Origin of the sequence: Rhodococcus sp. SBT000017 (genome assembly GCF_003688915.1) — a bacterium.
Classification (GTDB): Bacteria; Actinomycetota; Actinomycetes; order Mycobacteriales; family Mycobacteriaceae; genus Rhodococcoides.
On record NZ_REFU01000001.1, the window covers coordinates 4,221,058 to 4,246,296 of the forward strand.

General features: G+C 65.1%; 28 protein-coding genes. 21 read left to right on the forward strand and 7 right to left on the reverse strand.

Going from position 1 to position 25,239, the window contains the following annotated elements; all coding sequences use genetic code 11:
• Nucleotides 1–14 precede the first annotated feature (14 nt).
• On the forward strand, nt 15–1,007 hold the full coding sequence (locus AYK61_RS19940) for a DUF222 domain-containing protein (RefSeq protein ID WP_121872093.1): 993 nt from the start codon (nt 15–17) through the stop codon (nt 1,005–1,007).
• A gap of 338 nt (nt 1,008–1,345) precedes the next feature.
• Here AYK61_RS19940 and AYK61_RS27070 read toward each other — a convergent pair whose 3' ends face one another.
• Nucleotides 1,346–1,549, reverse strand: a complete 204-nt coding sequence (locus AYK61_RS27070) for a hypothetical protein (protein WP_128645961.1) — start codon at nt 1,547–1,549, stop codon at nt 1,346–1,348.
• Between the two features lie 239 nt (nt 1,550–1,788).
• A complete protein-coding gene (locus tag AYK61_RS19950) occupies nt 1,789–2,088 on the reverse strand; it encodes a hypothetical protein (RefSeq protein ID WP_121872095.1) in 300 nt (99 codons plus the stop codon).
• A 37-nt stretch (nt 2,089–2,125) separates the two neighbouring features.
• Between AYK61_RS19950 and AYK61_RS19955 the strand changes: the two genes are divergently transcribed.
• Nucleotides 2,126–2,335, forward strand: a complete 210-nt coding sequence (locus tag AYK61_RS19955) for a hypothetical protein (RefSeq protein ID WP_121872096.1) — start codon at nt 2,126–2,128, stop codon at nt 2,333–2,335.
• 33 nt (nt 2,336–2,368) lie between these two features.
• Here the strand turns inward: AYK61_RS19955 and AYK61_RS19960 are convergent, their stop codons facing one another.
• The gene (locus tag AYK61_RS19960) at nt 2,369–3,514 is read right to left on the reverse strand and encodes an NADH:flavin oxidoreductase (protein ID WP_183130366.1); all 1,146 of its coding nucleotides are present in this window, start codon (nt 3,512–3,514) and stop codon (nt 2,369–2,371) included.
• A 65-nt stretch (nt 3,515–3,579) separates the two neighbouring features.
• Here AYK61_RS19960 and AYK61_RS19965 point away from each other — a divergent pair, with 65 nt between their 5' ends.
• The 3 genes from AYK61_RS19965 to AYK61_RS19975 all read left to right on the forward strand — a co-directional run bounded on the left by AYK61_RS19965 (nt 3,580) and on the right by AYK61_RS19975 (nt 6,542).
• A complete protein-coding gene (locus AYK61_RS19965) occupies nt 3,580–4,434 on the forward strand; it encodes a sulfurtransferase (RefSeq protein ID WP_121872097.1) in 855 nt (284 codons plus the stop codon).
• Nucleotides 4,435–4,505: 71 nt separating this feature from the next.
• Nucleotides 4,506–5,327, forward strand: coding sequence for an SDR family oxidoreductase (locus AYK61_RS19970; RefSeq protein WP_121872098.1), 822 nt, complete (start codon nt 4,506–4,508; stop codon nt 5,325–5,327).
• A 9-nt stretch (nt 5,328–5,336) separates the two neighbouring features.
• Complete coding sequence (locus AYK61_RS19975; protein ID WP_121872099.1) at nt 5,337–6,542, forward strand: acyl-CoA dehydrogenase family protein; 1,206 nt, start codon at nt 5,337–5,339, stop codon at nt 6,540–6,542.
• An 8-nt stretch (nt 6,543–6,550) separates the two neighbouring features.
• Here the strand turns inward: AYK61_RS19975 and AYK61_RS28205 are convergent, their stop codons facing one another.
• Both AYK61_RS28205 and AYK61_RS19985 read right to left on the reverse strand, forming a co-directional pair.
• Nucleotides 6,551–7,588 (reverse strand): SRPBCC domain-containing protein, encoded by a 1,038-nt coding sequence (locus AYK61_RS28205; protein WP_121872100.1) that lies wholly within the window; start codon nt 7,586–7,588, stop codon nt 6,551–6,553.
• Nucleotides 7,585–7,944 (reverse strand): helix-turn-helix transcriptional regulator, encoded by a 360-nt coding sequence (locus tag AYK61_RS19985; RefSeq protein ID WP_121872101.1) that lies wholly within the window; start codon nt 7,942–7,944, stop codon nt 7,585–7,587. The genes AYK61_RS28205 and AYK61_RS19985 overlap by 4 nt, the downstream gene beginning before the upstream one ends.
• Before the next feature lie 93 nt (nt 7,945–8,037).
• On the opposite strand from AYK61_RS19985, the gene AYK61_RS19990 reads away from it, so the two are divergent.
• From AYK61_RS19990 to AYK61_RS20005, 4 genes are read left to right on the forward strand one after another with little or no spacing between them, the layout of a single operon-like run.
• Nucleotides 8,038–8,688 carry a uridine kinase gene (locus tag AYK61_RS19990; protein ID WP_121872102.1) on the forward strand — a complete coding sequence of 217 codons (651 nt, stop codon included), beginning with the start codon at nt 8,038–8,040 and terminating at the stop codon, nt 8,686–8,688.
• Between the two features lie 33 nt (nt 8,689–8,721).
• A complete protein-coding gene (locus AYK61_RS19995; protein ID WP_121872103.1) occupies nt 8,722–9,321 on the forward strand; it encodes a DJ-1/PfpI family protein in 600 nt (199 codons plus the stop codon).
• On the forward strand, nt 9,318–9,782 hold the full coding sequence (locus AYK61_RS20000; RefSeq protein ID WP_121872104.1) for a MarR family winged helix-turn-helix transcriptional regulator: 465 nt from the start codon (nt 9,318–9,320) through the stop codon (nt 9,780–9,782). Before AYK61_RS19995 ends, AYK61_RS20000 begins: the two co-directional genes overlap by 4 nt.
• A 7-nt stretch (nt 9,783–9,789) precedes the next feature.
• A complete protein-coding gene (locus AYK61_RS20005; RefSeq protein ID WP_121872105.1) occupies nt 9,790–11,010 on the forward strand; it encodes a hypothetical protein in 1,221 nt (406 codons plus the stop codon).
• Between the two features lie 68 nt (nt 11,011–11,078).
• Here the strand turns inward: AYK61_RS20005 and AYK61_RS20010 are convergent, their stop codons facing one another.
• On the reverse strand, nt 11,079–12,635 hold the full coding sequence (locus AYK61_RS20010; RefSeq protein ID WP_121872106.1) for an amidase: 1,557 nt from the start codon (nt 12,633–12,635) through the stop codon (nt 11,079–11,081).
• Between the two features lie 104 nt (nt 12,636–12,739).
• Between AYK61_RS20010 and AYK61_RS20015 the strand changes: the two genes are divergently transcribed.
• The 4 genes from AYK61_RS20015 to AYK61_RS20030 all read left to right on the forward strand — a co-directional run bounded on the left by AYK61_RS20015 (nt 12,740) and on the right by AYK61_RS20030 (nt 17,084).
• Nucleotides 12,740–13,744 (forward strand): aldo/keto reductase family protein, encoded by a 1,005-nt coding sequence (locus tag AYK61_RS20015; protein WP_121872107.1) that lies wholly within the window; start codon nt 12,740–12,742, stop codon nt 13,742–13,744.
• Nucleotides 13,745–13,789: 45 nt separating this feature from the next.
• Nucleotides 13,790–15,262, forward strand: coding sequence for a carboxylesterase/lipase family protein (locus tag AYK61_RS20020; RefSeq protein ID WP_121872108.1), 1,473 nt, complete (start codon nt 13,790–13,792; stop codon nt 15,260–15,262).
• A 63-nt stretch (nt 15,263–15,325) separates the two neighbouring features.
• Complete coding sequence (locus tag AYK61_RS20025; protein ID WP_121872109.1) at nt 15,326–16,696, forward strand: NAD(P)/FAD-dependent oxidoreductase; 1,371 nt, start codon at nt 15,326–15,328, stop codon at nt 16,694–16,696.
• A 13-nt stretch (nt 16,697–16,709) separates the two neighbouring features.
• On the forward strand, nt 16,710–17,084 hold the full coding sequence (locus AYK61_RS20030) for a VOC family protein (RefSeq protein WP_121872110.1): 375 nt from the start codon (nt 16,710–16,712) through the stop codon (nt 17,082–17,084).
• Between the two features lie 15 nt (nt 17,085–17,099).
• Here the strand turns inward: AYK61_RS20030 and AYK61_RS20035 are convergent, their stop codons facing one another.
• On the reverse strand, nt 17,100–18,941 hold the full coding sequence (locus AYK61_RS20035) for an NAD(P)/FAD-dependent oxidoreductase (protein ID WP_121872111.1): 1,842 nt from the start codon (nt 18,939–18,941) through the stop codon (nt 17,100–17,102).
• Between the two features lie 228 nt (nt 18,942–19,169).
• Between AYK61_RS20035 and AYK61_RS20040 the strand changes: the two genes are divergently transcribed.
• The 8 genes from AYK61_RS20040 (at nt 19,170) to AYK61_RS20075 (ending at nt 25,109) form a co-directional block, all read left to right on the forward strand.
• Nucleotides 19,170–20,228, forward strand: coding sequence for a 2,3-butanediol dehydrogenase (locus AYK61_RS20040; protein WP_121872939.1), 1,059 nt, complete (start codon nt 19,170–19,172; stop codon nt 20,226–20,228).
• Nucleotides 20,225–20,992 carry an acetoin reductase gene (locus AYK61_RS20045; protein ID WP_121872112.1) on the forward strand — a complete coding sequence of 256 codons (768 nt, stop codon included), beginning with the start codon at nt 20,225–20,227 and terminating at the stop codon, nt 20,990–20,992. The genes AYK61_RS20040 and AYK61_RS20045 overlap by 4 nt, the downstream gene beginning before the upstream one ends.
• Nucleotides 20,993–21,036: 44 nt before the next feature.
• Entirely contained in the window at nt 21,037–22,329 is a 1,293-nt protein-coding gene (locus AYK61_RS20050) for a GAF domain-containing protein (RefSeq protein ID WP_121872113.1), read from the forward strand.
• A 13-nt stretch (nt 22,330–22,342) separates the two neighbouring features.
• A complete protein-coding gene (locus tag AYK61_RS20055; protein ID WP_121872114.1) occupies nt 22,343–23,014 on the forward strand; it encodes a HEAT repeat domain-containing protein in 672 nt (223 codons plus the stop codon).
• A 9-nt stretch (nt 23,015–23,023) separates the two neighbouring features.
• Nucleotides 23,024–23,998 (forward strand): HEAT repeat domain-containing protein, encoded by a 975-nt coding sequence (locus tag AYK61_RS20060; protein WP_121872115.1) that lies wholly within the window; start codon nt 23,024–23,026, stop codon nt 23,996–23,998.
• 23 nt (nt 23,999–24,021) lie between these two features.
• Complete coding sequence (locus tag AYK61_RS20065; RefSeq protein ID WP_259468130.1) at nt 24,022–24,369, forward strand: plastocyanin/azurin family copper-binding protein; 348 nt, start codon at nt 24,022–24,024, stop codon at nt 24,367–24,369.
• Between the two features lie 19 nt (nt 24,370–24,388).
• Nucleotides 24,389–24,799: a DUF2752 domain-containing protein gene (locus tag AYK61_RS20070; protein WP_121872117.1), complete on the forward strand. Its 411-nt coding sequence runs from the start codon at nt 24,389–24,391 to the stop codon at nt 24,797–24,799.
• A 112-nt stretch (nt 24,800–24,911) separates the two neighbouring features.
• Nucleotides 24,912–25,109 (forward strand): hypothetical protein, encoded by a 198-nt coding sequence (locus AYK61_RS20075; RefSeq protein WP_032395188.1) that lies wholly within the window; start codon nt 24,912–24,914, stop codon nt 25,107–25,109.
• Nucleotides 25,110–25,239: the final 130 nt, after the last annotated feature.

Consider the following 25,239-nt stretch of genomic DNA (forward strand, 5'->3'; position numbering starts at 1 on the left):
CCGGGGGGTGAAAAATGGGGGCAGTACCGACCGTGTCACTGGAGGCGTTGACCGCTGCCGCGCGTGAGGAGAATCGGCAGGCGGCACGCAAGATCACCTCCTGCTATCGGGTGCACTACGACTGGATCACCCGCGACACCAAGCACAAGCACTACAGCCGATACGGACGGACCGAGATGGCTGTCGCGTTGGGCTGTTCGGCGATGGTCGCCGAATCGTACGTCTCCGTCGGCGTTGCTCTGCACACCCGACTGCCACTGCTCAAGGCAGCGTTCGAGGCCGGGGAGATCGACCTCCCCCGCGTGCGGACCGCATGCCGGATCCTCGACAATCTCTCTGACAACATCGTTACCCGCGTCGAAGCCGAGGTCGTCGAAGCAGCGCGGCGGTCGTCACCGGGTCCGCTCGAGCAGGCGATCTGGGACATCCTGCTGCGGGTCGCACCCGAGGAAGCAGCGGCACTGCGGGAGTTCGCGAAGAAGTTCCGCACCGTCACCTACACCCCGGCCGGCGAACTCACCCGCATCCGAGCGGAGCTGACCGCACCCGAAGCCGCCGCCGCATGGCAACTCCTCGAGGAGATGGCAGACACCCTCTGCCCGAAAGACCCGCGCGGGAAGAAGGAACGCCTGTGCGATGCGTTCATGGCCCCGCATGCACGGCGAACCCCGACTGGCATGCCTGTGCCAACGGGAAGATTGTCCCAAGAAGGATGCGGTGCTGCCGGATCGGCGAGTGCCGTTGACGATGATCACCGTCGACATCGCCACCCTCATCGGACTACTCGCCAACCCCGCCTACCTGGCCGGGCACGGCTCCATCGACCCCGATCTCGCGCGGGAGTTGGCCCGCAACAGTCAGTGGCAGATCCTGCTCACCGAAGCAGTGACCCTCGCCGAGAAGCTGGGCCTCGCCGTGCAGAACCCGGAGACGGGGGATTGGGAACGAGCACCGAAGGACCAGAAGCAGGAACCGGACTCAGTGTCGGATACAGACGAAGATGCTGATACGGCAACGAACACCGGCTCGGCAGCACACGGGACCGAGACGCGTAGCCGCACCGGCAGCGACTCGGAACCGGGGACCGAGGCCGAGTCTGGGTCCGAGGCCTGTAGTGCCACAGACGCTTCCACCGACTCCGAGGCGACTTTTGCACCGAGAACGGAACCGGCGAACGAGTCCGCCACGCGCAGTTGCCCCGACACCGAATCAAACCCAGCACCATCACCAACCCCCGCGCCCTCTCCGACCAGTGCGACGGCAACGACCACGCCCACCTCGCCCTCGCCCTCACCGACCACCGTGACAGCAGCGGCAACCACGACTGCCTCAGCACCGCCGACGGCTACAGAATCCGCAGCTTCGGCTCGAGGTCCGGTCGGCACATCAGATTCACCGCACGACCCGACCGGCGAACCACCTCGAACACCGGATCCAGCACCTGCGCCGACGCCGATGCCGCCCAGCACTGCACCCGATCGAACCGAGTCGTGCACTGCTTCAGATCGACCTGAGCAAACCAGGACAGCCCTGCCGATATCTGGGCCACCGCCGGCAACGAACAACGCGGCGACCTGTCCAGACGCAGACACATCCCCACCCACACCTGATCGCAGCGACAACCAACGACGGACGCAGTCACTGACCTCCGCCGCAGCCCTGTTCTGCACCCACACACCCGTCGGCCGGGGCGCACGGCACAGCTCTGCCTTCGACCTGCCCTCCACAATCCGGGGAAACAACCGGACGATCCCCACTGCAGGCCACACTCCCGCACACCGCACACCCTCAGGCATCTACCTCGGCACCGCATCGCTGGCCGCAGCACTCGAAGCCGCCATCGCCGCCGACCCCACCCTCGGCAAATCCATCGGACGCGACCCGCTCACCGACCGAGCACTGATCTACCGACCCGACACCCTCACCACCGCCGCCGTCCGACTCCGCGACAAACACTGCCGCTTCCCCGGCTGCCACCGACCCGCCGCACGCTGCCAACTCGACCACATCACCCCCTTCGACCACACCAACCCACTCGGCGGCGGCTGGACCACCGTGGGCAACCTCCAATGTCTGTGCGAGTTCCACCACACCGTAAAAAACGGCCGGCTACTGGACAGCAGTCATGCTCCCCGGCGGAGCCATCCTCTGGACCTCCACCTCGAAGACCACCCGAATCACCCTGCCCACCAACGGCACAGCCGTACCCATCCTCGGCAACGACCTCAGACCACACATCCCCACCAAACCGAAACGATCCGGCGTCATCGCCTACCCCAACCCAGCCGACAACCAACAGCCCGAGACAGACGAAACGGCAGCACCGCCGTTCTAGGCGATGCTGCCGTGGATCTCGGCACTCGATCTGTCAGATCAGGTGCTGAATGTGGTCGCGGGTGAATTCGATGCGCTCGTCGACGCGTCCGTCCCCGACCTTGTTCACCCACTCGGGGTCGGACAGCAGCGCACGTCCCACGGCCACCAGATCGAATTCGTTGTCCTCGAACTGACCGACCAGTGCATCGAGTCCGGTGACACCGGACGCGGCATCCTCCGACCATGCAGACGTGAACACCGAGTCGAGGCCCACGGATCCGACAGTGATCGTCGGGACGCCGGTGAGCTTGCGGGTCCACCCGGCCAAGCCCAGCTTTCCGTCGTTGCCGTCCAGCTCCGGGAACGCCGGATCCCAGTGGCGACGGGTCGAGGCGTGCAGGATGTCCACCCCGGCGTCGACCAGAGGAGTCAGGACTCGTCCGAGTTCCTCCGGATTCTGCGCGATCCGCGCGTCGAAGTGGTTGCTCTTCCACTGCGAGAAGCGGTACACGATGGCGAAGTCTTCGCCCACTGCTGCGCGGATCGCGGCAACGACCTGCGCGGGGAAGCGCGTCCGGGCTTCGAGGGAACCGCCGAACTCGTCGTCGCGCACATTGGTGGTGGCCCAGAGGAATTCGTCGAGCAAATACCCGTGCGCGCCATGCAGCTCTAGGCCGTCGAAGCCGGTGTTCTTCGCGTTGACCGCAGCCTGCACCCACTGCGAGGTGAGGTCGTCGAGATCGGTGTCGGTGAATGCCCGACCCACCGAAGAACCGTCGAGTGCAATGCCCGACGGGCTCACGGTGGTGACGTCCGGGAACAGGCGAGGCTCGGTGCCGCGCTCGACGCCGAGGTGCCACAGCTGCGGGATGATCGCGCTGCCCTCGGCGTGCACGGCGTCGACGACACCCTTCCAACCCTCGAGGCTGGCGTCACCGTAGATCCGCGGGACGCGGGTGTGAGGGCCGGCGGCGGGATCGGGAATGTAGGTGCCCTCGGTGATGATGAGGCCGGTGCCACCGGCTGCGCGCTTGCGGTAGTACTCGGCGACATCCGGGCCGGGAATGCCGTCGGGAGAGAAGGCGCGCGTCATCGGGGCCATGGCGAAGCGATTGCGCAGCTTCAGCGACTTGACCTCGAACGGCTCGAAGAGCCCGGCGGTGGACAGATGCTGTGTCGTGGATGCAGTTTCGGTCACGCCTGCCCACAACCGGCATCCACACCGAGCTATTCCCGGCACAGGGCTGTTAGCGTCGGAGCCTTATGAGCCCTTCGCCGCTGATTTCTGCCGCGCAATTGCACGACCTCTTCGAGATGGGACGCGGCCCGGTCGTCCTCGATATTCGATTCGTGCTGCAGACCGGCAGCGACAGAGCCGGATACGAGGCCGGTCATATCCCGAACGCGCAATTCGTGGACCTCGACGCGGAGCTGGCGGCTCCGCCGGATCACGGGAGTGGAGCCGGCAGGAACGACCCAATTGGTCGCGGCCGCCACCCGTTGCCCGACGCCGAGACGTTCGTCGCAGCGATGCGCGGTGCCGGGGTCAGTGACGATTCCTCCGTGGTGGTCTACGACGCGGGACCCGCAACTGCCGCGGCGCGCGCGTGGTGGTTGCTGCGCTACTTCGGGCACCGCGACGTGCGTGTCCTCGACGGTGGCCTCGCCCAGTGGACCGCCGCCGGATTCCCGATAGGTACCGAACCGTCGATCGTCGCGGCCGGATCGTTCACTGCGAGGCCACCCCTGGCGTCGGTTCTCGAGGTCGACGATGTGCTCGAGTTCGCGCAGAACAACATCCTGCTCGATGCCCGGGCACCCGAGCGATTCCGCGGGGAAGTGGAACCGGTGGATCCCGTGGCTGGTCACATCCCCGGCGCGGTCAATCGGCCGACGACCGAGAACGTCGATGCGGACGGGCGGTTCCTGGCGCCGGAGGTACTCAATGGCACATTCAGTGGACTTGTGCCGGAGGGGAAGGACGTCGCCGTCTACTGCGGATCCGGGGTGACTGCGGCACATCAGATTCTCGCGCTCGAATTGGCGGGCATCGATGCTGCCTTGTATCCGGGCTCATGGTCGGGATGGATCACAGATCCGACGCGTCCGCGGGCCTAGAGTGCACCTCTGAGCAGCGTGTTCATGCAACCAGGGTTGAACTTGAATCCGACTTCAACTATACCTGGGGCATGAAGGTAGAAGGTAAAGTCGCCATCGTCACCGGAGGTGGTGGCGGAATCGGTGGGGCCATCGCTGCCCGGCTCACCGAACACGGGGCGCGAGTCGTCGTCTCCGACCTCGACGAAGCCACGGCCCGATCCGTGGCCGACGCCATCGAACGCGACCGGCCGGGAACAGCCGTCGCCGCTGCGGCTGACGCGTCGAACACAGAGGACATCCAACGGCTGATCGCGGTGGCCGAGGACTCGTTCGGACCGGTCGACCTCTACTTCGCGAATGCAGGCATCAGCGGCGCACCCGGACTCGACGCCGCCGAGCAGGACTGGGACCTCTCGTTCGATGTCAACGTGCGCGCACATATTCGCGCAGCGCAACTGTTGGTGCCGGGTTGGCTCGAGCGCGGTGAGGGCTACTTCGTCAGCACCGCGTCCGCGGCCGGCTTGCTCACCCAGATCGGCTCGGCCACATACGCGACGACCAAGCACGCGGCCGTCGGATTCGCCGAATGGATGAACGTCACCTACGGCAACCGCGGGATTCGCGTCAGCTGCCTGTGCCCGATGGGTGTCAACACCAAACTGCTCTACGAGGGACGTGAATCCGGAGATGCATTGGGAGCGGCGGCAACTGCCGCGGTCCTCAGTGCCGGCGCCGTACTCGAGCCGCTCGATGTCGCCGATGTGGTGCTCGACGCAATGGACCGCGAGCAGTTCCTCATCCTGCCGCACGAGAACGTACTGGACATGTACCGCAACAAGGGTGCCGATTACGACCGGTGGTTGCGCGGCATGCGTCGCTACCAGGACAGCTTGCTCGACAACAACCGATAGGGGCCCACCGTGGCATTTTTCGAGACCTCCGACCGTGCGAAGAAATTCGAATCGGATCTGTTGGAGTTCATGGACTCTCACATCTACCCGGCCGAGGCGGTGTACGAGCAGCAGATGCTCGAGTCGGGTGACCCGCACTTTCAGCCGCAGATCATCGAGGACCTGAAGAAGGAAGCGCGTTCGCGTGGACTGTGGAATCTGTTCCACCCGCATCCCGAGTGGGGCCCCGGTCTGACCAACCTCGAATACGCACCGCTGGCAGAAATCATGGGACGCAGCCTGCTCGCCCCCGAGGCATGCAACTGCAACGCACCGGACACCGGCAACATGGAGGTGTTCACGCTCTTCGGCACCGACGAGCACAAAGAGAAGTACCTGAAGCCGTTGCTGGACGGCACCATTCGCTCAGCCTTTGCGATGACCGAACCCGACGTGGCCAGTTCCGACGCCACCAACATCGCGATGAAGATGGACCGCGACGGTGACGACTTCATTCTCAACGGGCGCAAGTGGTGGACGTCCAATGCGATGCACAAGAACTGCAAGGTTCTCATCGTGATGGGCAAGACCGATCCCGAGGCGGCCACCCACCGTCAACAGTCGATGCTGGTGGTGCCCATCGACGCACCCGGTGTCACCGTCCTGCGCAACCTGCCGGTGTTCGGCTACATCGACCGCGAAGGTCACGCCGAGGTGCTCTTCGAGGACGTTCGGGTGCCGGCGAAGGACGTGCTGAAGGGGCCGGGTGAAGGATTCGCCATCAGCCAGGCCCGCTTGGGGCCGGGCCGTATCCATCACGCCATGCGCACCATCGGAGTGGCCGAACGGGCGCTCGAATTGCTGTGTCGCCGTGCGGTATCGCGAGTGACGTTCGGCAAGCCGGTGGCGATGCGCTCGAACATCCAGGACTGGATCGCCGAGGCGCGCATCGAGATCGAGAAGACGCGACTGCTCACGTTCAAAGCCGCGTACCTGATGGACACCGTCGGAAACAAGGAAGCGCGCACCGAGATCGCAGCAATCAAGGTGGCGGCACCGGAGATGGCTCTGAAGATCATCGACCGTGCCATTCAGGTCCACGGCGGAGGTGGAGTGTCCAACGACTTCCCGCTGGCCATGATGTACGCCCACATCCGCACGCTGCGGCTGGCAGACGGTCCGGACGAGGTGCACAAGATGTCGATCGCGAAGATGGAGCTGAAGAAGTACTTCTGAACGTACGTCTATCGACCCGGCTCCCAGGCCGGGTCACGGCCGATGAAGGCCATCAGCTTGTCCTGTGGGGAGGCAACGTCGGCGACGGGGACGGCGGGGCCGTACTGCCCGCTGTCCCGCAGCATCTGTTCCATCGGTCGCATGGCCTCGAGTGCTGCAGCGCAGCGTTCCTGACCCAGATCGGGCTCTCGGCCGAGGGCTTTCGCCAGGTCCCATGAGTGCATCCAGACGTCGGCGGTGTAGAAACTGTCGATGGCCTTGTCCACCGGCATGTCTCCGGTGTGCGGGTTGCTCAGGATTCGGTCGGCGGGGTCGTCGAGTATTGCTTGGATGTCTGCGACGTGGTGGGTCCAGGCTGCGGCCGGGTCGGCTTCGATGTCCAGTATCCGGAATTCGATACCGGCCCCGCCGGCGAGGAAACCGCGGGACCACTCGATCAGGTGCCGCACGATATCGATTGCAGTCCAACCTGATACCGGGCTCGGCCGCGACCAGTCCTCGGATGAGGAGGACTCGACCAGCGCGGTGAACATCGCTGCGTCCTGCCGGTGCTGCTGGGCCGGACCTGTGCTGTGCACGAGCAGTTCGTCGAGCTTGTCGTAGCCCTCCTTCACTCCGACGTCCATGCCACTGGACAGCATGCCGTCGCGAGAGGCGAAGTCCGACATCACGCTCAGTACCCTCAGTCGTGTACCGCCATCGTCTCGGGTCTCGAAGGTGAGCGTCTCGAGCGCGACCGAGTCGGGTGCGCCCTCCCAGGTGAAGGTCCACACGATTCGCTCGTTCGCACGCACCTCGTGGAAGCTGCCGTAGAAGGCAGCGATCTCCTCACCGTCCCGGTCGTTGGCGAACGACCATGCACCTCCGGTGCGCCCCTCCCACTTCAGGATTCGGGTCGTCAACGATCGCGGCCCCACCCACTGGCGATACAGCTCCGGGTCGATATGAGCGCGAAACACCCGCTCCGGCGTCGCATCGAACTCTCGGATGATCTCGATCGTGGGGACTTTCTCGTCCGCAACGATCTCGGTTTCGTGTGCAGTCATGACACTTCTTTCGTCTCGGTGGTCTTGTCGTCTGCGATGGTTTCCAGCAGGGCATCGAGGCGTCGATAACGTTGCTCTGCTTCCTGGCGATAACGTTCGATCCATTTCGTCATCAGGCCGAACACCTCGGCGTCGAGATGCACCGGTCGACGCTGGGCATCCTTGCTGCGCGTGACCAATCCGGCCTCCTCGAGCACTTTCACGTGCTTCGACACCGCTTGCAGGCTCATCTCGTACGGCTCGGCCAATTCGCTGACGTTCGCGTCACCGCCGGCGAGGCGGGCGACGATGTCACGTCGAGTGGGATCGGCCAGGGCCGCGAACGTTCTGTTGAGCTGCTCTGTTGGATCGTTCATGGGGTTCCTCGCTGTGCGTTGTGGTCGAGAGTAGGCCGCTCACCGGTCGTAGTCAACCGTTTGGTTGATAAAGCGGTCGCCTACCCTGGCCGCATGAGCGTCGGTGATGACATGGTGCGGGACGTACTCTCCCGGGCTCCGGGGTATCCGCTACGGGTGGCGATCGACGGGGTGACGGCTTCGGGTAAGTCCACCTGTGCGCGGTGGCTGGTGAATGCCATTGCAGCGCAGGTTCGTCCGGCACTTCATGTGACAATGGACGGCTTTCATCACCGGCGCGCCCACCGGTATCGACAGGGTCGGGCGTCGGCTCTCGGCTACTACCGGGACGCATATGACTTCGACGCGCTTCGTGCACACGTGCTGATCCCGTTGGGGCCGAACGGAAGCGGCGAAATTCGCCGTCGAATCATCGATCTGGCGACGGATGAGCCGGTCGACGATCCGCTGGAATCGGTGCCGGCCGACGCGATCGTGGTGGTGGACGGAACCTTTCTGCATCGGCCGCCGCTGCCCGACTACTGGGACTACACCGTCTTCGTCGACACCCCTATGGACGTCGCACGGGCTCGAGGTACGGCCAGGGATGCGGAGGCGCTCGGTGGCACGGAGGCGGCAGGCAGGGCCTTCGATCAGCGTTATCACGCGGCATGCCGGATCTATCTGGACGAGGTGGATCCTCGTGCACGGGCCACTCGGGTGCTGCCCGGTATTGACAGGATGCTGTCCAAAAGCGATGATTGACAGCATCCTGTCAATCGATGCGAGGACGTTCCGATGACCACCATTGCGCTCTATGCCACCGACACCATGGCCGACTGGGAGTACGGGTACCTCACCGCGGGCCTGGCCATGGCCCGCGAACAGGACCCGGACGCCAACCGGTTGATCGTCGTGTCCGAAACGGGGGAGGCCGTCACGACGAAGGGAGGGTTGAGAATCACTCCCGACGTCGCGCTCGCCGACCTTCCGATCCTCGATGCATTGATTCTGCCGGGCGCGGACACTTGGGACTCCGGGCACGACACGGTACTGAAGGTCGCCGTCGAACTGGTTGCGGCGGGGAATCCGGTCGCCGCGATCTGTGGCGCAACATTGGGTTTGGCTCGAACGGGTCTGCTCGACGATCGGCCACATACCTCGAATGCCGCCGAGTTCCTCACGCAGGCAACCGAATATCGGGGAGCTGAGCACTATCGCGAGGAGAAGGCGGTCACCGATGGCACCGTGATCACCGCAGGCGGCGTTCACCCGTTGGAGTTCGCGAAGCTGGTGTTCGAGCGGCTGAACGTGTTTCCGCAACCCGTCGTCGACGCCTGGTACGGCCTCTACACGACAGGGGAACGCAAGTACTACGACCAGCTCGCGGGCGCATGAAACAACGCACCCCCGAGGGCGATGCGCTGACAGCGTTGGTGTTGCCCATCTTCGAGCTCAACGGCGAATTCCTCGCTGCCGCGCACGACATCACCGAGCCTGCGGGTCTGACTCCGGCGTGGTGGCAGGTTCTCGGAGCCACCCTGGACGAGCCGCTGTCGGTCGCTGACATCGCGCGACGCGTCGGACTGGGGTTGGCACGGCAGAGCGTGCAGCGGACGGCAAATCTGTTGGTGGACAAAGGCTGGGCCGTGTACGTCGACAACCCGAACCACAAGCGCGCGAAGTTGTTGGAACCCACTCCCAAAGGGCGCGACACCGTTGCAGAGCTGCGGGATGCGCAACATGCATGGTCCGATGCCGTGGGAGCCGCCGTGGGAGAGAGTGAACTGCATGCCTTCGCGGCCACTCTCAGCAGGATCCTTGCGGCATCACGGGACTATCGCGGCGGCAGTGCATAATTCGGGCATGGTGGCGCTCGGGGTACTTCTGACCGGATTGCTGGCCGGATTGTCCATGCAGTCCGACGGCATCGACATCTTCGGCGACGCCAGATTCGGCGGGCTGCTGTTCTCCAGTGGCGGCGGGGGAGTCGCGATCGCAGTGATTCTGGCGTCGGTTCTGGCAATGGTGGTTCGTCGACGCAGCATTCTGGCCGCACTGTCCATCGCCGCGGCTGTCGTGATCGGGGGCTCGGCACTGTTGTTCTCGTCCGACTTCGCCGAGGTGGTGGCAGGCGGAGTCCTGTTGGGATCCAGTGCAGTACGAGCGAATCGTGAACGAGTTCATCAGGCGCTGCTGATCGGGTCGTTCCTTCTCGGCTTACTGTCTGCCGGCGCGGTCGAGGCGTTGCACTACCCCGACATTCCCCGGCGCTACGCCGATTACCTCACCGAATCCGATATGGGCACACCGGTGGTCGTGCCGGTGCTCTGTGTACTCGTGGTGTTGGCAGTGGCGTGGGCAGCTCGCGTCGAACACCAGGCCGAAAGTCCGGCGACCGATCGCAGCGTTCGCACAGTCGCGGCGATACTGCTGGTGGCAATCGGTGGGCTACTGCTCAATATAGTGTTCGTGTACAACGTTTTCCAGACAAGTGGAGGTTGGTACTTCGGCCTACTTGTCATCCCTGTGTTGTTCGCTGCCGCTGCTCTGCTGCCAGGGCGAGGCGGCATCATGGTTCTCGCCGGAACAGCCGTGTTGCTCACCTCGACCACCACGTCGGGGGTGGGTATCAGTGTCTCGGCCTGGGTCTGGACACTCGGACTCGTAGCTGTCATTGCAGTGTCGGTGGCGGCGGGTGCCGCACTCGGATTGCGTTGGGGGCGTCCGCTGATCGGTGTCGCAGCTCTGGCGGTGGTCTGCTCGACGGCACTGTTCGAGCAGCCGCCGCTGGACAACATTCACTATGTGGCGAGTCTGATCGTCTTTCCGGCCGCCGCGGCCTACCTGTACGTAGCGTGCACACCGCCCGACCCCACACCGGCGGCCCTCGGCCTCGCGGTGCCGGTCGCGATCACCGTGCCGATGGTCGTCACCTACGGCTGGACGGCGTACACGCCATTGACGTCTGCCATAGGGAGCACGTCCTGGCCGGAAATGTGGCTTTCGACGGGTGGTGCATTCGCAACGGTCGTACTCGCCGGCGTCGGGATCGGGGCTCTGAACCGCTACCGGACTGCGCGGTAGACGACGTGTAGCACCTGTTCCGATCCCACTGTGTCCGTTCGCTCGAATGCTGTCGCGTCCCGAAGGGGTCACGGCAGGGCTGGAGCCGATATGTCGGCGTCGACGGAGGCTTCGAGAGCGGCCGCAACTGCGAGAGCGATGGCATCTTGCCCAGGTGCGGCCGCGACGGTCAAACCGAAAGGCAAGCCGCTCGTCGTGCTACCGATAGGGATCTGAACCGAGGGCGCACCGGTGTTCGCACTGATACCGCACGCTGCCGTGCCCGCCCACTCCGCCGATGCTGTTTCCGGCGTCGTCGGGTAGATGAGAACGTCCACATTCCGGGTGGCCATGAGGTCGGTCAGCGCCTGCGTGCCCGCCTGTTGTTTCTCGAGGATCGCATCCTGCGCCGGATTGGGCAACGGGGGTGCCGCCAACCACTCGGTGATCGTGTCTGCTTCCAGCGCACTGCCTTCGGCCACATCCTCGAAAGTCAGAACATCCGAAGGGAGAGCCTTCGCGGCGACCTCGGGATCGTAGGCGGCGTTCGTCGAACTGAGAAACTGGTCGATGGATGGCCGTGCATCCTTGTAACCACTGTCCGTCAGAACGTCGGTGGCGAACTCCTGGTTCAGCTCGGGGAGGTCGACCAACTGCGGTCCCGATTGAGCGAGGGCCTCGACGGCCGCATCCGAAGCGGTACGGATCTGGGGCCGCACGGCCTGGTCGGGACTGTCCGGATCAGCCCCACGAGCATCGAACGGCCAGGTGAGGTACGCCGCCGTCACGGATGTCAGGTCTATTGCTGCTGCGGAGTCGGACCATCCGTTGTCGTTGCCACTGGTCAGATCGGCCACGGCCGCTGCGTCGGCGACGGAGTGCCCGATCGGCCCGACCACGTCCTGCGAGAGAGACAGGGGAACCACGCCGTCCCTGCTGATCGCATCGTGACTCGGGCGAAATCCCACCAGCCCGGCGTGGGCAGCCGGCCCGACCACCGAGCCGCAGGTGTCCGTACCCAAGGCGATCGGGGCGAAGCCCGCCGCCACGGCTACTGCGCTTCCGCCACTGGAACCGCTGGCGCTGAGCTCGCGGTCGAAAATATTCGCGGTCGTACCTTCGACAGAACTCTTGGTAAACGTTCCATGCCAGGCAAATTCGGACATGTTGGTGGTTCCGAGGATGATTGCGCCCGACTCTCGCAGGTTGCGAACCACCGGAGAGTCCTCGACGGGACGGAACGCACTCAGATCGACGTTTCCCGCCGTCGCGGCAAGTTCCGAACTTCCGATGTTGCCCTTGATCAGTACCGGAATACCGTGCAGCGGGCCCCGTATTGTTCCCGCAGCGCGCTCGTCGTCCAACGTGCTCGCCTCGGCCAGTGCGTCGGCATTGACGTCGACAACAGCATGCAGCGGCGTCGGGCCTGTGTCGTCGTACTTGTCGATCCGGTCGAGGTACGTCCGAGTGATGTCCGCGCTGGTGTACTGACCCGACTCCAAGCGCAACCGAAGATCGTCGACGCCGAGTCCCTGCAAGGCCAGGTCGGAACCGTCGTCGGGAGTGCTGGTCGATTGACAACCGACGGCGCTGAGTGTGAGAGCGGTGATCAGTACGAGAACACCCTTGCGGTCTGTGATGGACACGGTAACGACGCTAACGACGCCGTATGCACACGCTGTTACACATCAGTAAATTCGACCCGCGTGACACACGGGGTCGGAATTGCGGCCGGAGTACCGTTTTCTACATGGCTTACAGATACCTCGGAAACAGCGGACTGAAGATTTCGGAGATCACCTACGGCAACTGGTTGACCCACGGATCGCAGGTGGAGAACGACATCGCCACCCAGTGCGTTCGTGCGGCGCTCGATGCAGGCATCACCACCTTCGACACCGCCGACGTCTACGCCAACGGAGCTGCCGAGACGGTGCTCGGGGACGCGCTGAAAGGGGAGCGTCGAGAATCGCTCGAGATATTCACCAAGGTCTACTTCCCCGTCGGACCCAAGGGGCCCAACGACACCGGACTCTCGCGCAAGCACATCCTCGAAGGCATCGACGCGTCACTGCGTCGACTCGGCACCGACTACGTGGACCTCTACCAGGCGCATCGCTACGACGTCGAGACCCCGCTCGAGGAGACCATCGCCGCCTTCGGTGACGTCGTCCGCCAAGGCAAGGCGCTCTACATCGGCGTCTCCGAATGGACCGCCGATCAACTGCGCGCCGGGCAGGAACTCGCCCGTCAGAACGGCTTCTCGATCATCTCGAACCAGCCGCAGTACTCGGCACTGTGGCGCGTCATCGAGGATCAGGTGATCCCGACGTCGAAGGAACTGGGCATTTCGCAGATCGTCTGGTCGCCCATCGCGCAGGGCGTTCTCACCGGCAAGTACCTCCCCGGACAGCTCCTGCCCGACGGCTCTCGCGCCAAGGACGACAAGGGTGGCGACAAGATGATCGCGCGCTACCTCGACGACCAGACGCTCACCCGAGTGCAGCAACTCAAGCCCATCGCCGACGATCTGGGAATCACCATGGCGCAGTTGGCCGTTGCGTGGGTACTGGCAAACGACAACATCGCGGCAGCGCTCGTCGGAGCCTCGCGTCCGGAGCAGATCGCCGAGAACATCAAGGCCTCCGAGGTGACCCTCGACGCCGACGTGCTCGCCAAGATCGACGACGCACTGGGCGATTCCGTGGAGCGCGACCCGGGCAAGACAGGCTCGCCCGAGGCGCGACTGGTCTGACCGCCTGAGGGCGTCGGTCCGATCCGAACAGGGTAGTAATGAGGTATGGACACGATCACCGTCGACACACCTCAGGGCCAGGTTCGCGGTCGGACCGGCGCAGGCATCATCTCGTTCCTCGGAGTGCCGTACGCCGAGGCCCCCTTCGGGCCCCGTCGATTTCAGGCACCCTCGGCGCCGCCGATGTGGGACGGGGTTCGCGACGCTCTCGAGTTCGGGGCCACCGTCCCCAAGGTGGGGTACCGGCCGCCGACCAGCGAGATCCTCAGCGAACCGGTGGTACCCGGTGACGACTGCCTGAACGTCAACGTCTTCACCCCCGACGTCGGTGGATCCGCGCCGGTGTTCGTCTGGATCCACGGCGGAGCATTCGTCAACGGCAGCAACGCCATTCCCACGTACGACGGTTCCGCCTTCGCACGAGACAGTGTCGTGGCCGTGGTGATCAACTACCGCCTCGGAGTCGACGGCTTCGCGCTGATCGACGGTGCCCCGGCCAACCGCGGAATGCTGGACCAGGTAGCGGCCCTCGAGTGGGTGCGTGACCACATCGCCTCCTACGGCGGCGACCCCGCGCGGGTGACCATTGCGGGGGAGTCGGCCGGCGCGATGAGCGTCGGCACCCTGATGTCGATGCCACGTGCCGACGGGCTCTTCCAGCGGGCGATTCTGCAGAGCGGAGCCGGGCACCACGTCATCACCGCCGAGACCGCCGCGAAGGTCTCCGCAGCGTTGGCGTCCTCGCTCGGCGTCGATGCCTCGGTCGACGGACTGGGTTCGGTACCGGTGGATGCGTTGGTGGACGCACAACGCGAACTGTCCGATCGGATCACGGCCGAGGCCCCGACCGGAGCATGGGGTGAGCTGGCCCTGAACGTGATGGCCTACGAGCCGTACATCGACGGTGATGTCGTTCCAGCACTGCCCTTCTCGCGCATCAGCGACGGTGCGAGCGCGCATGTGGACGTGCTGATCGGAACCACCAGCGAGGAGCACGCGTTCTTCATCGTCCCGGCCGGGCTGGTCCCACACCTCACCGAGGACTACGTGAAGATGGTCCTCGCCGGGTACCGAGCCGACCCGTCGGCGCTGGAGAAGTACCGCGAACAGCTGCCCGACGCCTCGGCCGGTGAGCTGATGATCGCCGTCATGACCGACTGGTTCTTTCGGATTCCGGCCACGCGTCTGGTCGAAGCCCGCTCCGGAAACGCCTTCGTCTACGAATTCACCTGGCGCTCATCGCTGTTCGACGGCGCTCTCGGCGCCTGCCACGCACTCGAGATCCCGTTCGTGTTCGACATGTTGCACAAGCCCGAGACCGAGCGCATCACGGGACCGAATCCGCCGCAGCAGGTGGCCGACCGGATGCACCGCGCCTGGGTCGACTTCGTGCGCGACGGCTCACCCGGCTGGGACCCGTACGGTACCGACCGCGCAGTGATGATGTTCGGCAACGAGCCCGGCGTCGCCCTCGACCCGAGGCCGGCAACACGCGAGGTGTGGGACGGGGTGCGCTGACCTACTTTCCGCAACCTGCGAACGTCGTCTGCGAGGTCGCTCGCCGGCGGGTTAATCTCGGATATGCGCAGATTCCTTCCCGGTTTCGGTTCGAGTTCTCCGGCCCCCGCGCGGCCTGCTCGCGTCGTGGTGGTCGGTGGCGGCTTCGGCGGCTTCAACGCTCTGCAGCGGCTGACGAAGCTGCTGGGGCCCGATCGCGCCGTGCTGACGTTGGTGGCCCCCACCGACTACCTGCTCTACAGTCCGCTGTTGCCCGAGGTCGCCACCGGTGTCCTCGATCCGCGGGACATCGCCGTCTCCACCCGGCAGGCACTGCCGCGCGTGAAGTTGGTGCTCGGTCACGTCACCACTGTCGATTTCGAGTCTCGCGAGCTGACGGTGACCGGCCCCGACGGTGACTCGACGCTTGAGTGGGACAAGCTGATACTCGCCCCCGGGTCGGTGACCAAGCAGTTCGACATCCCCGGCGTCGACGAGCATGCGTACGGGCTCAAGACGCTGAGCGAGGCCGTCTACATCCGCAACCATGTGCTCGCGCAACTCGACGCCGCCGACGCCCTGCCCGATACCCCGGAGGGCCGGAGCGAACGCGCCGAGCGGTTGACGGTGGTGGCCGTGGGCGCGGGCTACACAGGCACCGAATTCGTTGCCCAGATGCAGAATTGGGTTCGGGGTATAGCATCCCGATGGGCGAGCGTCGACCCCGAGGAGGTGCGCTGGGTCCTCGTCGACGTGGCCGATGCGGTACTTCCCGAGCTCGGTGAGCGACTCGGCCGAGAAGCACTCGCTGTGCTCGCCGAGCGAGGTGTCGACGTTCGGCTCGGTGTGTCGGTGGCCTCGGCCACCGCAACGTCGGTGACGCTCACCGACGACGAGGTCATCCCGTCCCGAACTCTGGTCTGGGGAGCGGGCGTTGCACCGAGCCCGCTCATCGCGCAGCTGGGTCTACCGACAGCGGGCGGACGCCTCGTGGTGCGGGCGGACATGACCGTCCCCGAGGTATCGGACGTCTGGGCGATCGGCGACGCGGCAGCGGTCCCCGACCTCGCCGCCGACCCGTCGAAGCCGACTCCACCGACGGCTCAGCACGCCCAGCGCCAGGGCGTTGCCGTCGCACGCAATGTGGCGGCGACGATGGGCGTCGGGCAGTCGCGTCCGTACAAGCACAAGGACTTGGGGCTCGTCGCCGATCTCGGCGGATTCGACGGTGTCGCAAAGCCTCTCGGCATTCCGCTGACCGGACCCGTGGCGAAGTTCGTCGCACGCGGCTATCACCTCTACGCGTTGCCGACGGTCTCGGCGCGAGTGCGGGTGGCCACGGACTGGCTGTATTCCTCGGTGCTGCCGACCCGGGTCGTCAACCTCGCGCAGGTGCGATCCGAGGATGCGCTCATCAAGAAGGCTCAGGCAATCGACCTGTACGACCGAACGTAGACGAGAGGGACGCATGGCATGCCGCATCAGTGAACTCGTACTCGAATGTCGTAGCCCGGAAATATTGGCTCAATTCTGGTGCGAGGTACTCGGTTTCGTCGTACTCGATCGCGAGGGCGAGGAATTGATCGAGATCGGGCCGGCCGAGGGGTTCGGCGGGCCCCAGCCCACGATCATTTTGAGCAGACACGAGCAGCCGAGAACGGGAAAGGGTCGGCTGCACATCGACGTCAACCCCACCGACCGGGATCAGGACGACGAACTGGAACGACTTCTCGCGCTCGGAGCCCGCCCGGCCGATGTGGGCCAGACGGGCACCGAGCAGTGGCACGTGCTCGCCGATCCCGAGGGCAACGAGTTCTGCCTGCTTCGGACGCGGTTGTCGTAGGTGCGCTCACATCGGTCACCGAAGGTGATGCACTTCCTGCAGCCCGTAGACCGGGGTGTCGATGCCCTCGTAGCGCGCCTTGATCTGCAGTGCGAGGTAGAGCGAATAGTGCCGGGACTGATGCAGATTGCCGCCGTGGAACCAGAAGTTCTCCTGCTGCGTCGGCTTCCACATGTTGCGCTGCTCGCCCTCCCACGGACCGGGGTCCTTGGTGGTGTCGGAGCCGAGGCCCCAGCACTTGCCGACCTTGTCCGCGGTCTCCTGATCGATCAGGTCGGCGACCCAGCCGTTCATCGAGCCGTAGCCGGTGGCGTAGACGATCAGATCCGCCGGTAGCTCGGTGCCGTCGTCGAGCACGACGCCGGTCTTGCTGATCCGGTCGACCTGTCCGGCAACGAGTTTGATCTTGCCGTCCGCGACCAGCTCGGATGCACCGACGTCGATGTAGTAGCCCGAGCCGCGACGCAGGTACTTCATGAACAGCCCGGATCCGTCGTCACCGAAATCGAGTTGGAACCCGGCCTTCTCCAGCCGATCGTAGAAGTCCTTGTCCTGTTCCGCGATCTGCTGATACACCGGAATCTGGAACTCGTGCATGATCCGGTAGGGCAGCGACGCGAATGTGAGATCGGCCTTGCCCGTGGTCATTCCGGACTCGACGGCCCGCTCGGAGTACAGATCCCCGAGTGCGATCTCACACAGCGAATCGGACTTGACGATGTGCGTCGACGAACGCTGCAGCATCGTCACGTCGACGCCCGTCTCGTACAGCGCCTTGCAGATGTCGTGCGCAGAATTGTTGGAGCCCACCACCACGACGCGCTTGCCGACATACGCGTCGGGACCGGGGTGTTCGCTGGAATGGTGCTGCTCGCCCTCGAACTCGTCCATGCCGGGGAAGTTGGGGACGTTCTTCTTGCCGGACATTCCGGTGGCCATCACCAGCTGCTTGGGCCGCAGAATCACCTCTTCGCCGTCTCGGTCCACGACGACCGTCCACTCCTTCGCCCGCTCGTCGTAAGTAGCGGACTTCGCCGTGGTCTTGGTCCAGTAGGGGACCTCCATGACCTTGGTGTACATCTCGAGCCAGTCGCCGATCTTGTCCTTCGGCGCGAACACCGGCCAGTTCGGCGGGAACGGCAGGTAGGGGAGATGGTCGTACCAGACCGGATCGTGCAGGCACAGCGACTTGTAGCGTCCCCGCCACTGGTCGCCGGGGCGCTCGGCGCGGTCGACGACGATCGCCGGCACACCGAGCTGCCGGAACCGCGCGCCCAGAGCGATGCCGCCCTGGCCTCCGCCGACGACGAGGGCGTACGGCTGCACGCTGTACCCGAGTTCCTTCTCCTCGATCTCCTTCTTCTCCGCCCAGTTCTGGGTATCGGCATTCGAGCCGTGCACCGCGCCCTTGATGCGCGAGGGGCCCTGACGCTCCTCGTGGCCCTTGAGTTCCTGCATCGTGGTCAGCAGAGTCCAGGCCACGTCCTCGCCCGTGTCGGCGTCCACGGTCAGTCGCAGATGTCCTTTGCCGCGACTCGTGGCGGTCTCGAACTCTATCCACGCCGAGACCACGCCGTCCGCCTCGTCGGGGACCTCGGTGGTGTGAAAGCCCGTCGGATCGGTGTCGTCGAGCCGTTCGGAGAGCATGTCGCTGACACCGTCACGGCCTTCGACGGTCTTGAGATTCCAGGTGAACGTGACGAGATCGCGCCAGAAGCTGCTGACGGCGAACATGCCGGCAACGCGAGGAACATCGCGTGCGACCAGTGCCTCCTCGAACTTCGACAGCCAGGCGTCGACCCGTTCCTGAGGACTGCGCGTGCGGGTGATCTCGATCGGCTCGATTGTCTGGGTCATCAAAACTCCTAGCGATTCGTGGTTCAAGCGATGTGACCCAGCACACTCCCTTTGAGCAGGGGAGGCGAGAGTTGCAGTGGGTTGCAGTGCGAATCGGGTGCAGCTGACCGCGCTCACCGCGGCTGGTTGCACCCGATTTCGAGTCCGCGACTGCAACAGGCTGCAACCCTGTCCGAAGTGGTCGGCATCACATAGACATGAATGCATCCGACGATCAGGAGTGAAGCGATGCGTGCAGCTGTGTACTACGGCCCCAACAAGGTGGAGATCACCGACGTACCCGAGCCGAATCCCGGTGAAGGCCAGGTCAAGATCAAGGTCGGGTTCAACGGAATCTGCGGAACCGACCTGCACGAGTACTACGCAGGCCCCATCTTCATCCCCACCTCCCCGCATCCGCTGACCGGACAGGAGATGCCGCTGGTACTAGGGCACGAGTTCTCGGGAACCGTCACCGAACTCGGCACAGGCGTGACCGGCATCGCCGTGGGCGACCGCGTCGCCATCGAGCCGCTGTACCGCTGCGGCCACTGTGGACCGTGCCGGGCCGGCAACTACAACATCTGCGCTCAGATCGGCTTCCACGGACTGATGTCCGACGGCGGAATGGCCGAGTACACCGTGGTCCCCACCGACATGATTCACGCCTTGCCCGACAATGTCTCCCTCGAACTCGGAGCCCTCGTCGAACCGATGTCGGTCGCCTATCATGCTGCGACACTGGGAGATCCGAAACCCGCGGACACCGCGATGGTGTTCGGAGCCGGCCCCATCGGCATCGGACTGTGGTTCGCCCTGCGCGGCAAGGGACTGGGCAACGTGTACGTCGTCGAGCCGTCGCCGACGCGTCGAGCATCGATCGAGGCCCTGGGCGCGAAGACTCTCGATCCGACGGCCGTCGACATTCCCGCCTACATCGCCGACCTCACCGACGGCAAGGGTGCCGACGCCATCTACGACGCAGCAGGCGTACAACCTGCCGTCGAGACTGCGCTCGGGTGCATCGGTGCGCGCAAGCCGTTGGTCAGCGTCGCGATCTACGAAAAGCCCTTGACCACACCGCTGCAGAAGCTCGTGATGAACGAATCCCGGATTCAAGGCTCGCTCTGCTACACCGCTGCCGACTACGAGGCCGTCATCGAGCTGATGAGCCAGGGCCACTACAACACGACGGGGTGGGTGGACAAGATCGCCCTCGACGGAGTCATCGACGACGGGTTCGAGGCGCTGCACGCGGGCACCAAGATGAAGGTCCTGGTCGACCCCTCCACCGGAGCATCCGCATGAGCGCGGTATTGGTGACGGGAGCCGGGCAGGGCATCGGCCGGGCCATCGCGTTGCGGTTGGCCAGCGACGGTCACGACATCGCCCTGGCGGACCTGAACGAGGACAAGATCGCAGGCGTCGCCGACGAAGTGCGTGGAACGGGCTCGAAGGCAACGACATTCGTGGCCGACGTCAGTGGTCGCGATCAGGTGTTCGCCGCCGTCGAACACACCCACGAGGCGCTCGGCGGCTTCGACGTCATCGTCAACAACGCAGGAATCGCGCAGGTCGCCCCGCTCGACGACGTCCGACCGGAGGACGTCGCGAAGATCTGGGCCGTCAACGTCGACGGTGTGCTCTGGGGAATCCAGGCTGCCGCAGCCAAATTCAAAGCACAGGGCTCGAAGGGCAAGATCATCAACGCGTCCTCGATCGCCGGCCACGACGGGTTCGCGATGCTCGGGGTCTACAGCGCAACGAAATTCGCGGTTCGTGCCCTGACCCAGGCGGCGGCGAAGGAGTACGCGGCCGAGGGAATCACCGTCAACGCTTACTGCCCCGGAGTGGTCGGTACCGACATGTGGGTCACCATCGACAAGCGATTCGCCGAGTTGACCGGCGCTGCGGAAGGCGAGACGTACGACAAGTTCGTCGGCGGAATCGCTCTCGGTCGCGCGCAGACCCCCGAGGACGTCGCGGCCTTCGTCTCGTATCTCGCCGGACCGGACTCGGACTACATGACGGGCCAGGCGCCGTTTATCGACGGTGGTCTGGTCTATCGGTAACCCCCGTTCATGCCGATTTGTGAGCTGGAGCACAATTGACTGTGATGACGCAGTCGACAGGTCCCGAACCTGCGCTGGCGGCCGGCGAAGACCCGCGCCGCTACGCGCAGATTCTCACTGCCGTGTACGACGCGACCATGAACGGCGGCAAGTCGCCCGCACGCCCGAGGGAGGTTGTCGGCGATTCGTGGCGACGGTTGCAGACTCTGGGTATCGACCCGGAGCTGGGGAACCCAGCCGAAACGCAGATGGACGTCTCCGACCTCGAGCACAGCCGACGGGAATCGGGGTTGTTCGACATTCTCGACGATCTGGCTCGCGGCCTGGAATCGGTGGTGCAGGACGGGGACAACATCCTCGTCGTCGCAGACAGGAACGGCCGGGTGCTGTGGCGCAGCGGATCGACTTCGGTGCTGGACCGGGCCGACGGTCTGGGCTTCGTCGAAGGGGCCAACTGGGCGGAGGATTCGGTGGGCACCAACGCCATCGGAACTGCCCTGGTCTCTCGTCGTGCAGTGCAGATCTTCTCGGCCGAACACTATGTGCGCAGCCATCATTCGTGGACCTGTGCCGGAGCGCCCATCCGTGATCCGCGAACCGGCCAGGTACTGGGAGCCATCGACGTCAGCGGACCGGCCAAGACGGTGCACCCCACCACCATCGCGCTGGTCGACGCCGTCGCACGGTTGGCCGAATCCCAACTGCGAGAACTACATCGGAGCACACTCGATCGACTGCGGTCGGTGGCCGCACCGATGCTCGCGCGACTGCAGTCCCCGGCCCTGGCCGTCGACGCGAACGGCTGGGTCGCGGCCGTCGAATCGGTGGCGCTGCGCAATCGCATCCTGCTGCCCGAGGATCTCGCGACCGGACGCTTCTGGCTGCCGACCCTCGGCGTGTGCGACTTCGAACCACTGCCCGGTGGATGGCTGGTGCGCCCTACCAGCCCGGCGGACTCGTCCGTCACCGACATCGGATCGACGAGAATTCGCATCGACCTGCGCAATTCGCAGAAGCCTCGCATCGAAGTGCGCAGCGAGGTGGGGGAGTGGACCCACGAACCCACGCCCCGGCACGCCGAAATTCTGTACCTGCTCGCCATCCATCGCCAGGGGCGGACTGCCTCACAGATGGCGGCCGATCTCTTCGGCGACGACGGCCGGGCGATCACCGTGCGGGCCGAGATGTCGCGGCTACGCAAACACCTCGCGGGCATCATCTCCACGCAGCCGTATCGGTTGGACGAATCGGCGACCGTGGAGGTGATCACGCCGTCGGACATGAGTCGGTTGCTACCGCATTCGTCGGCTCCGGCGATCTGCGTCGCACGGCTCTGATCGGTGCTGCGGAATGGGGCTTGACCTTCACACCGTGACAAGGTCTTGGCTGACCGTCATGAACGAAGCGCTGCAGCACAGCAATCCGTCGGTCCGCCTCCGGGCCGCGCTCGACATCGGGACTGCACCGGACCCACGGGATTTCGACGCCCTGGTGCAGCGGTGCGCCGTCGAACCCGATTTTCAGGTGCGGGAAATGTTGACCTGGGCCTTGATTCGCCACCCCGCATCGCTGACGGTGCCGCGGCTGATCGAGGAGGTACGCACCGGAGGAGTCCTCGCTCGAAGCCAGGCGCTGCACACGTTGTCCAAGATAAAGGACCCGTCGGCGTGGCCCGTGATCACCGAGGACCTGATCTCCGACGCCGACGACGAGGTGGCACGAAGCTCCTGGCGAGCAGCGGTGGTCCTGGTGCCGGCAGGCAGTGAAGGGCAGCTGGCGGCGATGCTGAGTACGCAACTCGGCCGAGGTGGGCACGACGTTCAGCGAAGCCTCAGCCGCGCGCTGGTTGCTCTCGGATCGGTGATCGAACCGATGGTGCGCCAGGCCGCGTCGAGCAAGGATGTTGCCGTTCGCGCCCACGCGCTGGCCACCGAGGCGCTGCTCCGAGATCCGGACGCGGGGTTCGCAGTGTTCGAGGCCAAGCGTGTCGATGCTCTTGGCGTAGTCGACACGGCGGGGTGAGATGGAACGATGTTGATCGGTGAGGTGGCGCAGCGGTCGGGCGTCAGTGCGCGCATGCTCCGGCACTACGACAGGCTGGGGCTCGTGCGCCCGACCTCGCGCAGCAGCAGCGGCTACCGCGAGTACGCCCCGGAGGATGTTCGACGCCTCTTCCACGTCGAGTCGCTGCGTTCGCTCGGGTTGTCGCTGAACGACGTCGGTCGCGCGCTCGACGACCCGAGTTTCGCGGCCTCCGGACTCGTCGACGAGCTCGCCGCCCGAGCGGAGGAACGCATCGCGCGCGATACCGAGTTGCTCACGCGGTTGCGTCGCATCGGCGACCCGCGGCCCGAGGACTGGGAGGACGTACTCGGAACCGTCGCGCTGCTCGGTGATCTGCAGTCGGTCAGTGCCGGGAAGCGGCAGAAGGCGGCGTTGTCTTCTGCCGGAGATCGACCCATTCCGGCGGACGCATTGGCCGAAGCAGTGCTGCGCGAGCCTGCGCCCAACGTGGCAGGCGCACTTCGGTGGGCCCTCGCTCGATCGGGTGGTGAAGCGATCGGGCCGCTCAGGGAAGGCCTGGACTCATCGGACCCCGAGGTCCGACGCCGCGCCGTCGTCACCCTGGTCGAGATTCGCGATCCCGCCGCCACCGATGTTCTGCGGGAGGCGCTCACTCACGACGACGGGCAGGTCAGACGGTCTTCTGCGCTGGAACTGGGTTCGCGAGGGGTGACCGATGCGGTCCCGACGCTGATCGAGATGGTCTTCGAAGGCACCAACGACGTGGATGCCGCCGATGCCCTTGGCGTGCTGGGGTCCGGAGACTCGATCGTGGCGGCGCTGATGGACGGGCCGGGCGATGTGCCGACGCGTCTACGAGTGACCCAGGCTCTGGCGAGTATCCCGGGGCCGGCAGCCTCGCGCGCCCTGCAGGAGTTGACCCGAGACACCGACCGTTCGATTGCCCTGACGGCCGAATACATCCTCGGCCGGCGGGAATGAGCCCTTTGGGTACCGTCGGACGCATGAAGGCATTCGGACTCCTCGCGGCACTGATGATCACCTCGACCCTGACTGCCTGCTCCACCGCAACCACCCCGGCCGCACCCGCCGAACCCGTCGCCGAGAACCAGGTGACCGTCGCCGATCGGATGTACTCGCCGAAGACGTTGACGATCTCGGTGGGAGACACCGTCACCTGGGTGTTCGCCGATCGCGGCATGGCCCACAACGTCGTCGCCGACGACAACTCGTTTCGGAGCGCGTTGATGGAGACCGGACAGTTCACGCACACCTTCGACACCGCGGGCACCTTCACCTACCACTGCACCCCGCATCCGGACATGACGGCATCTATCGTCGTCGAGCCCTGAAACTCCTAGGCTCAGGGGCATGACGGCACCGACCCGAGGACGCAGCATCGCCGCTCCCCTCGGCGTGGCCGCTGCCGCTGTCGGTGGGTTGGTGCTGTTGCATGTCCGCGACCCACAAACTTCGACGTATCTTCCCTGCCCGCTCCACGCTCTGACCGGACTGTGGTGCCCCGGATGCGGCACGACCCGGGCTCTCGGCGACCTCACCCGCGGAGATGTCGCCGCGGCCGCGTCGAGCAATGTCGTTGCGGTTGTGTGCGTAGTCGTGGCCGTCGGGTTGTGGGGGTTATGGCTCCGAGCTCGATGGACCGGAACTCGGCTGGCACTTCCACGACCGAGTCGCCCCACCACGGCTGTGCTCGTCGTTGCCCTGACCGTCTTCACCGTGGTGCGCAACACCCCGTGGGGCACCGCTATCGCCCCGACCTGAAACGACTAGGAGTAGCTGTGCTGTTGGAAATTTTCTCGATCATCGTGCTGCTGGGCGTGCTCATCGCGCTCATCCCCACGGCCCGCCGCGTGTTCAAGAAGGGTGACGACGAATGAGCGACTCTCTGCGGGATCGCGTCCGCGCGAAACTCCTCGCGCAACTCGCCGACGACGGAGGCACCGCCGCCGAACAGGCCGAGGGGGACGACCCACGCCTGAACGCCCTGCGCGACGACCTCGACGCACTCGACGCGGCGCAGGACGGGGATCCGGTGATCGACGACATCGCCGCACGGCACTGGGTGCCCTGACCGACCCCTGACCCGCCCTTGGGGAGTCAATGTGACGTTCAGTGGCCTTTTCGACGGTCAATGTCACGTTGAGTGGACTTCTTTGGTGGGCGAAATTGGTGCACAGTTGAAGTGCATCTAGTATCTATGT

Bases quoted from the DNA above. Each gene is read 5' to 3' on its own strand.
- AYK61_RS20065 (WP_259468130.1), top strand. From the start codon at position 24,022: ATGAAGGCATTCGGACTCCTCGCGGCACTGATGATCACCTCGACCCTG.
- AYK61_RS20020 (WP_121872108.1), top strand. From the start codon at position 13,790: ATGGACACGATCACCGTCGACACACCTCAGGGCCAGGTTCGCGGTCGG.
- AYK61_RS20030 (WP_121872110.1), top strand. From the start codon at position 16,710: ATGGCATGCCGCATCAGTGAACTCGTACTCGAATGTCGTAGCCCGGAA.
- AYK61_RS20015 (WP_121872107.1), top strand. From the start codon at position 12,740: ATGGCTTACAGATACCTCGGAAACAGCGGACTGAAGATTTCGGAGATC.
- AYK61_RS20075 (WP_032395188.1), top strand. From the start codon at position 24,912: ATGAGCGACTCTCTGCGGGATCGCGTCCGCGCGAAACTCCTCGCGCAA.
- AYK61_RS28205 (WP_121872100.1), bottom strand. From the start codon at position 7,588: ATGACTGCACACGAAACCGAGATCGTTGCGGACGAGAAAGTCCCCACG.
- AYK61_RS19940 (WP_121872093.1), top strand. From the start codon at position 15: ATGGGGGCAGTACCGACCGTGTCACTGGAGGCGTTGACCGCTGCCGCG.
- AYK61_RS20040 (WP_121872939.1), top strand. From the start codon at position 19,170: ATGCGTGCAGCTGTGTACTACGGCCCCAACAAGGTGGAGATCACCGAC.
- AYK61_RS20005 (WP_121872105.1), top strand. From the start codon at position 9,790: ATGGTGGCGCTCGGGGTACTTCTGACCGGATTGCTGGCCGGATTGTCC.
- AYK61_RS19985 (WP_121872101.1), bottom strand. From the start codon at position 7,944: ATGAACGATCCAACAGAGCAGCTCAACAGAACGTTCGCGGCCCTGGCC.
- AYK61_RS19970 (WP_121872098.1), top strand. From the start codon at position 4,506: ATGAAGGTAGAAGGTAAAGTCGCCATCGTCACCGGAGGTGGTGGCGGA.
- AYK61_RS19995 (WP_121872103.1), top strand. From the start codon at position 8,722: ATGACCACCATTGCGCTCTATGCCACCGACACCATGGCCGACTGGGAG.
- AYK61_RS20045 (WP_121872112.1), top strand. From the start codon at position 20,225: ATGAGCGCGGTATTGGTGACGGGAGCCGGGCAGGGCATCGGCCGGGCC.
- AYK61_RS20055 (WP_121872114.1), top strand. From the start codon at position 22,343: ATGGGGCTTGACCTTCACACCGTGACAAGGTCTTGGCTGACCGTCATG.
- AYK61_RS20060 (WP_121872115.1), top strand. From the start codon at position 23,024: ATGTTGATCGGTGAGGTGGCGCAGCGGTCGGGCGTCAGTGCGCGCATG.
- AYK61_RS19990 (WP_121872102.1), top strand. From the start codon at position 8,038: ATGAGCGTCGGTGATGACATGGTGCGGGACGTACTCTCCCGGGCTCCG.
- AYK61_RS20050 (WP_121872113.1), top strand. From the start codon at position 21,037: ATGACGCAGTCGACAGGTCCCGAACCTGCGCTGGCGGCCGGCGAAGAC.
- AYK61_RS20035 (WP_121872111.1), bottom strand. From the start codon at position 18,941: ATGACCCAGACAATCGAGCCGATCGAGATCACCCGCACGCGCAGTCCT.
- AYK61_RS20025 (WP_121872109.1), top strand. From the start codon at position 15,326: ATGCGCAGATTCCTTCCCGGTTTCGGTTCGAGTTCTCCGGCCCCCGCG.
- AYK61_RS19955 (WP_121872096.1), top strand. From the start codon at position 2,126: ATGCTCCCCGGCGGAGCCATCCTCTGGACCTCCACCTCGAAGACCACC.
- AYK61_RS20070 (WP_121872117.1), top strand. From the start codon at position 24,389: ATGACGGCACCGACCCGAGGACGCAGCATCGCCGCTCCCCTCGGCGTG.
- AYK61_RS20000 (WP_121872104.1), top strand. From the start codon at position 9,318: ATGAAACAACGCACCCCCGAGGGCGATGCGCTGACAGCGTTGGTGTTG.
- AYK61_RS19965 (WP_121872097.1), top strand. From the start codon at position 3,580: ATGAGCCCTTCGCCGCTGATTTCTGCCGCGCAATTGCACGACCTCTTC.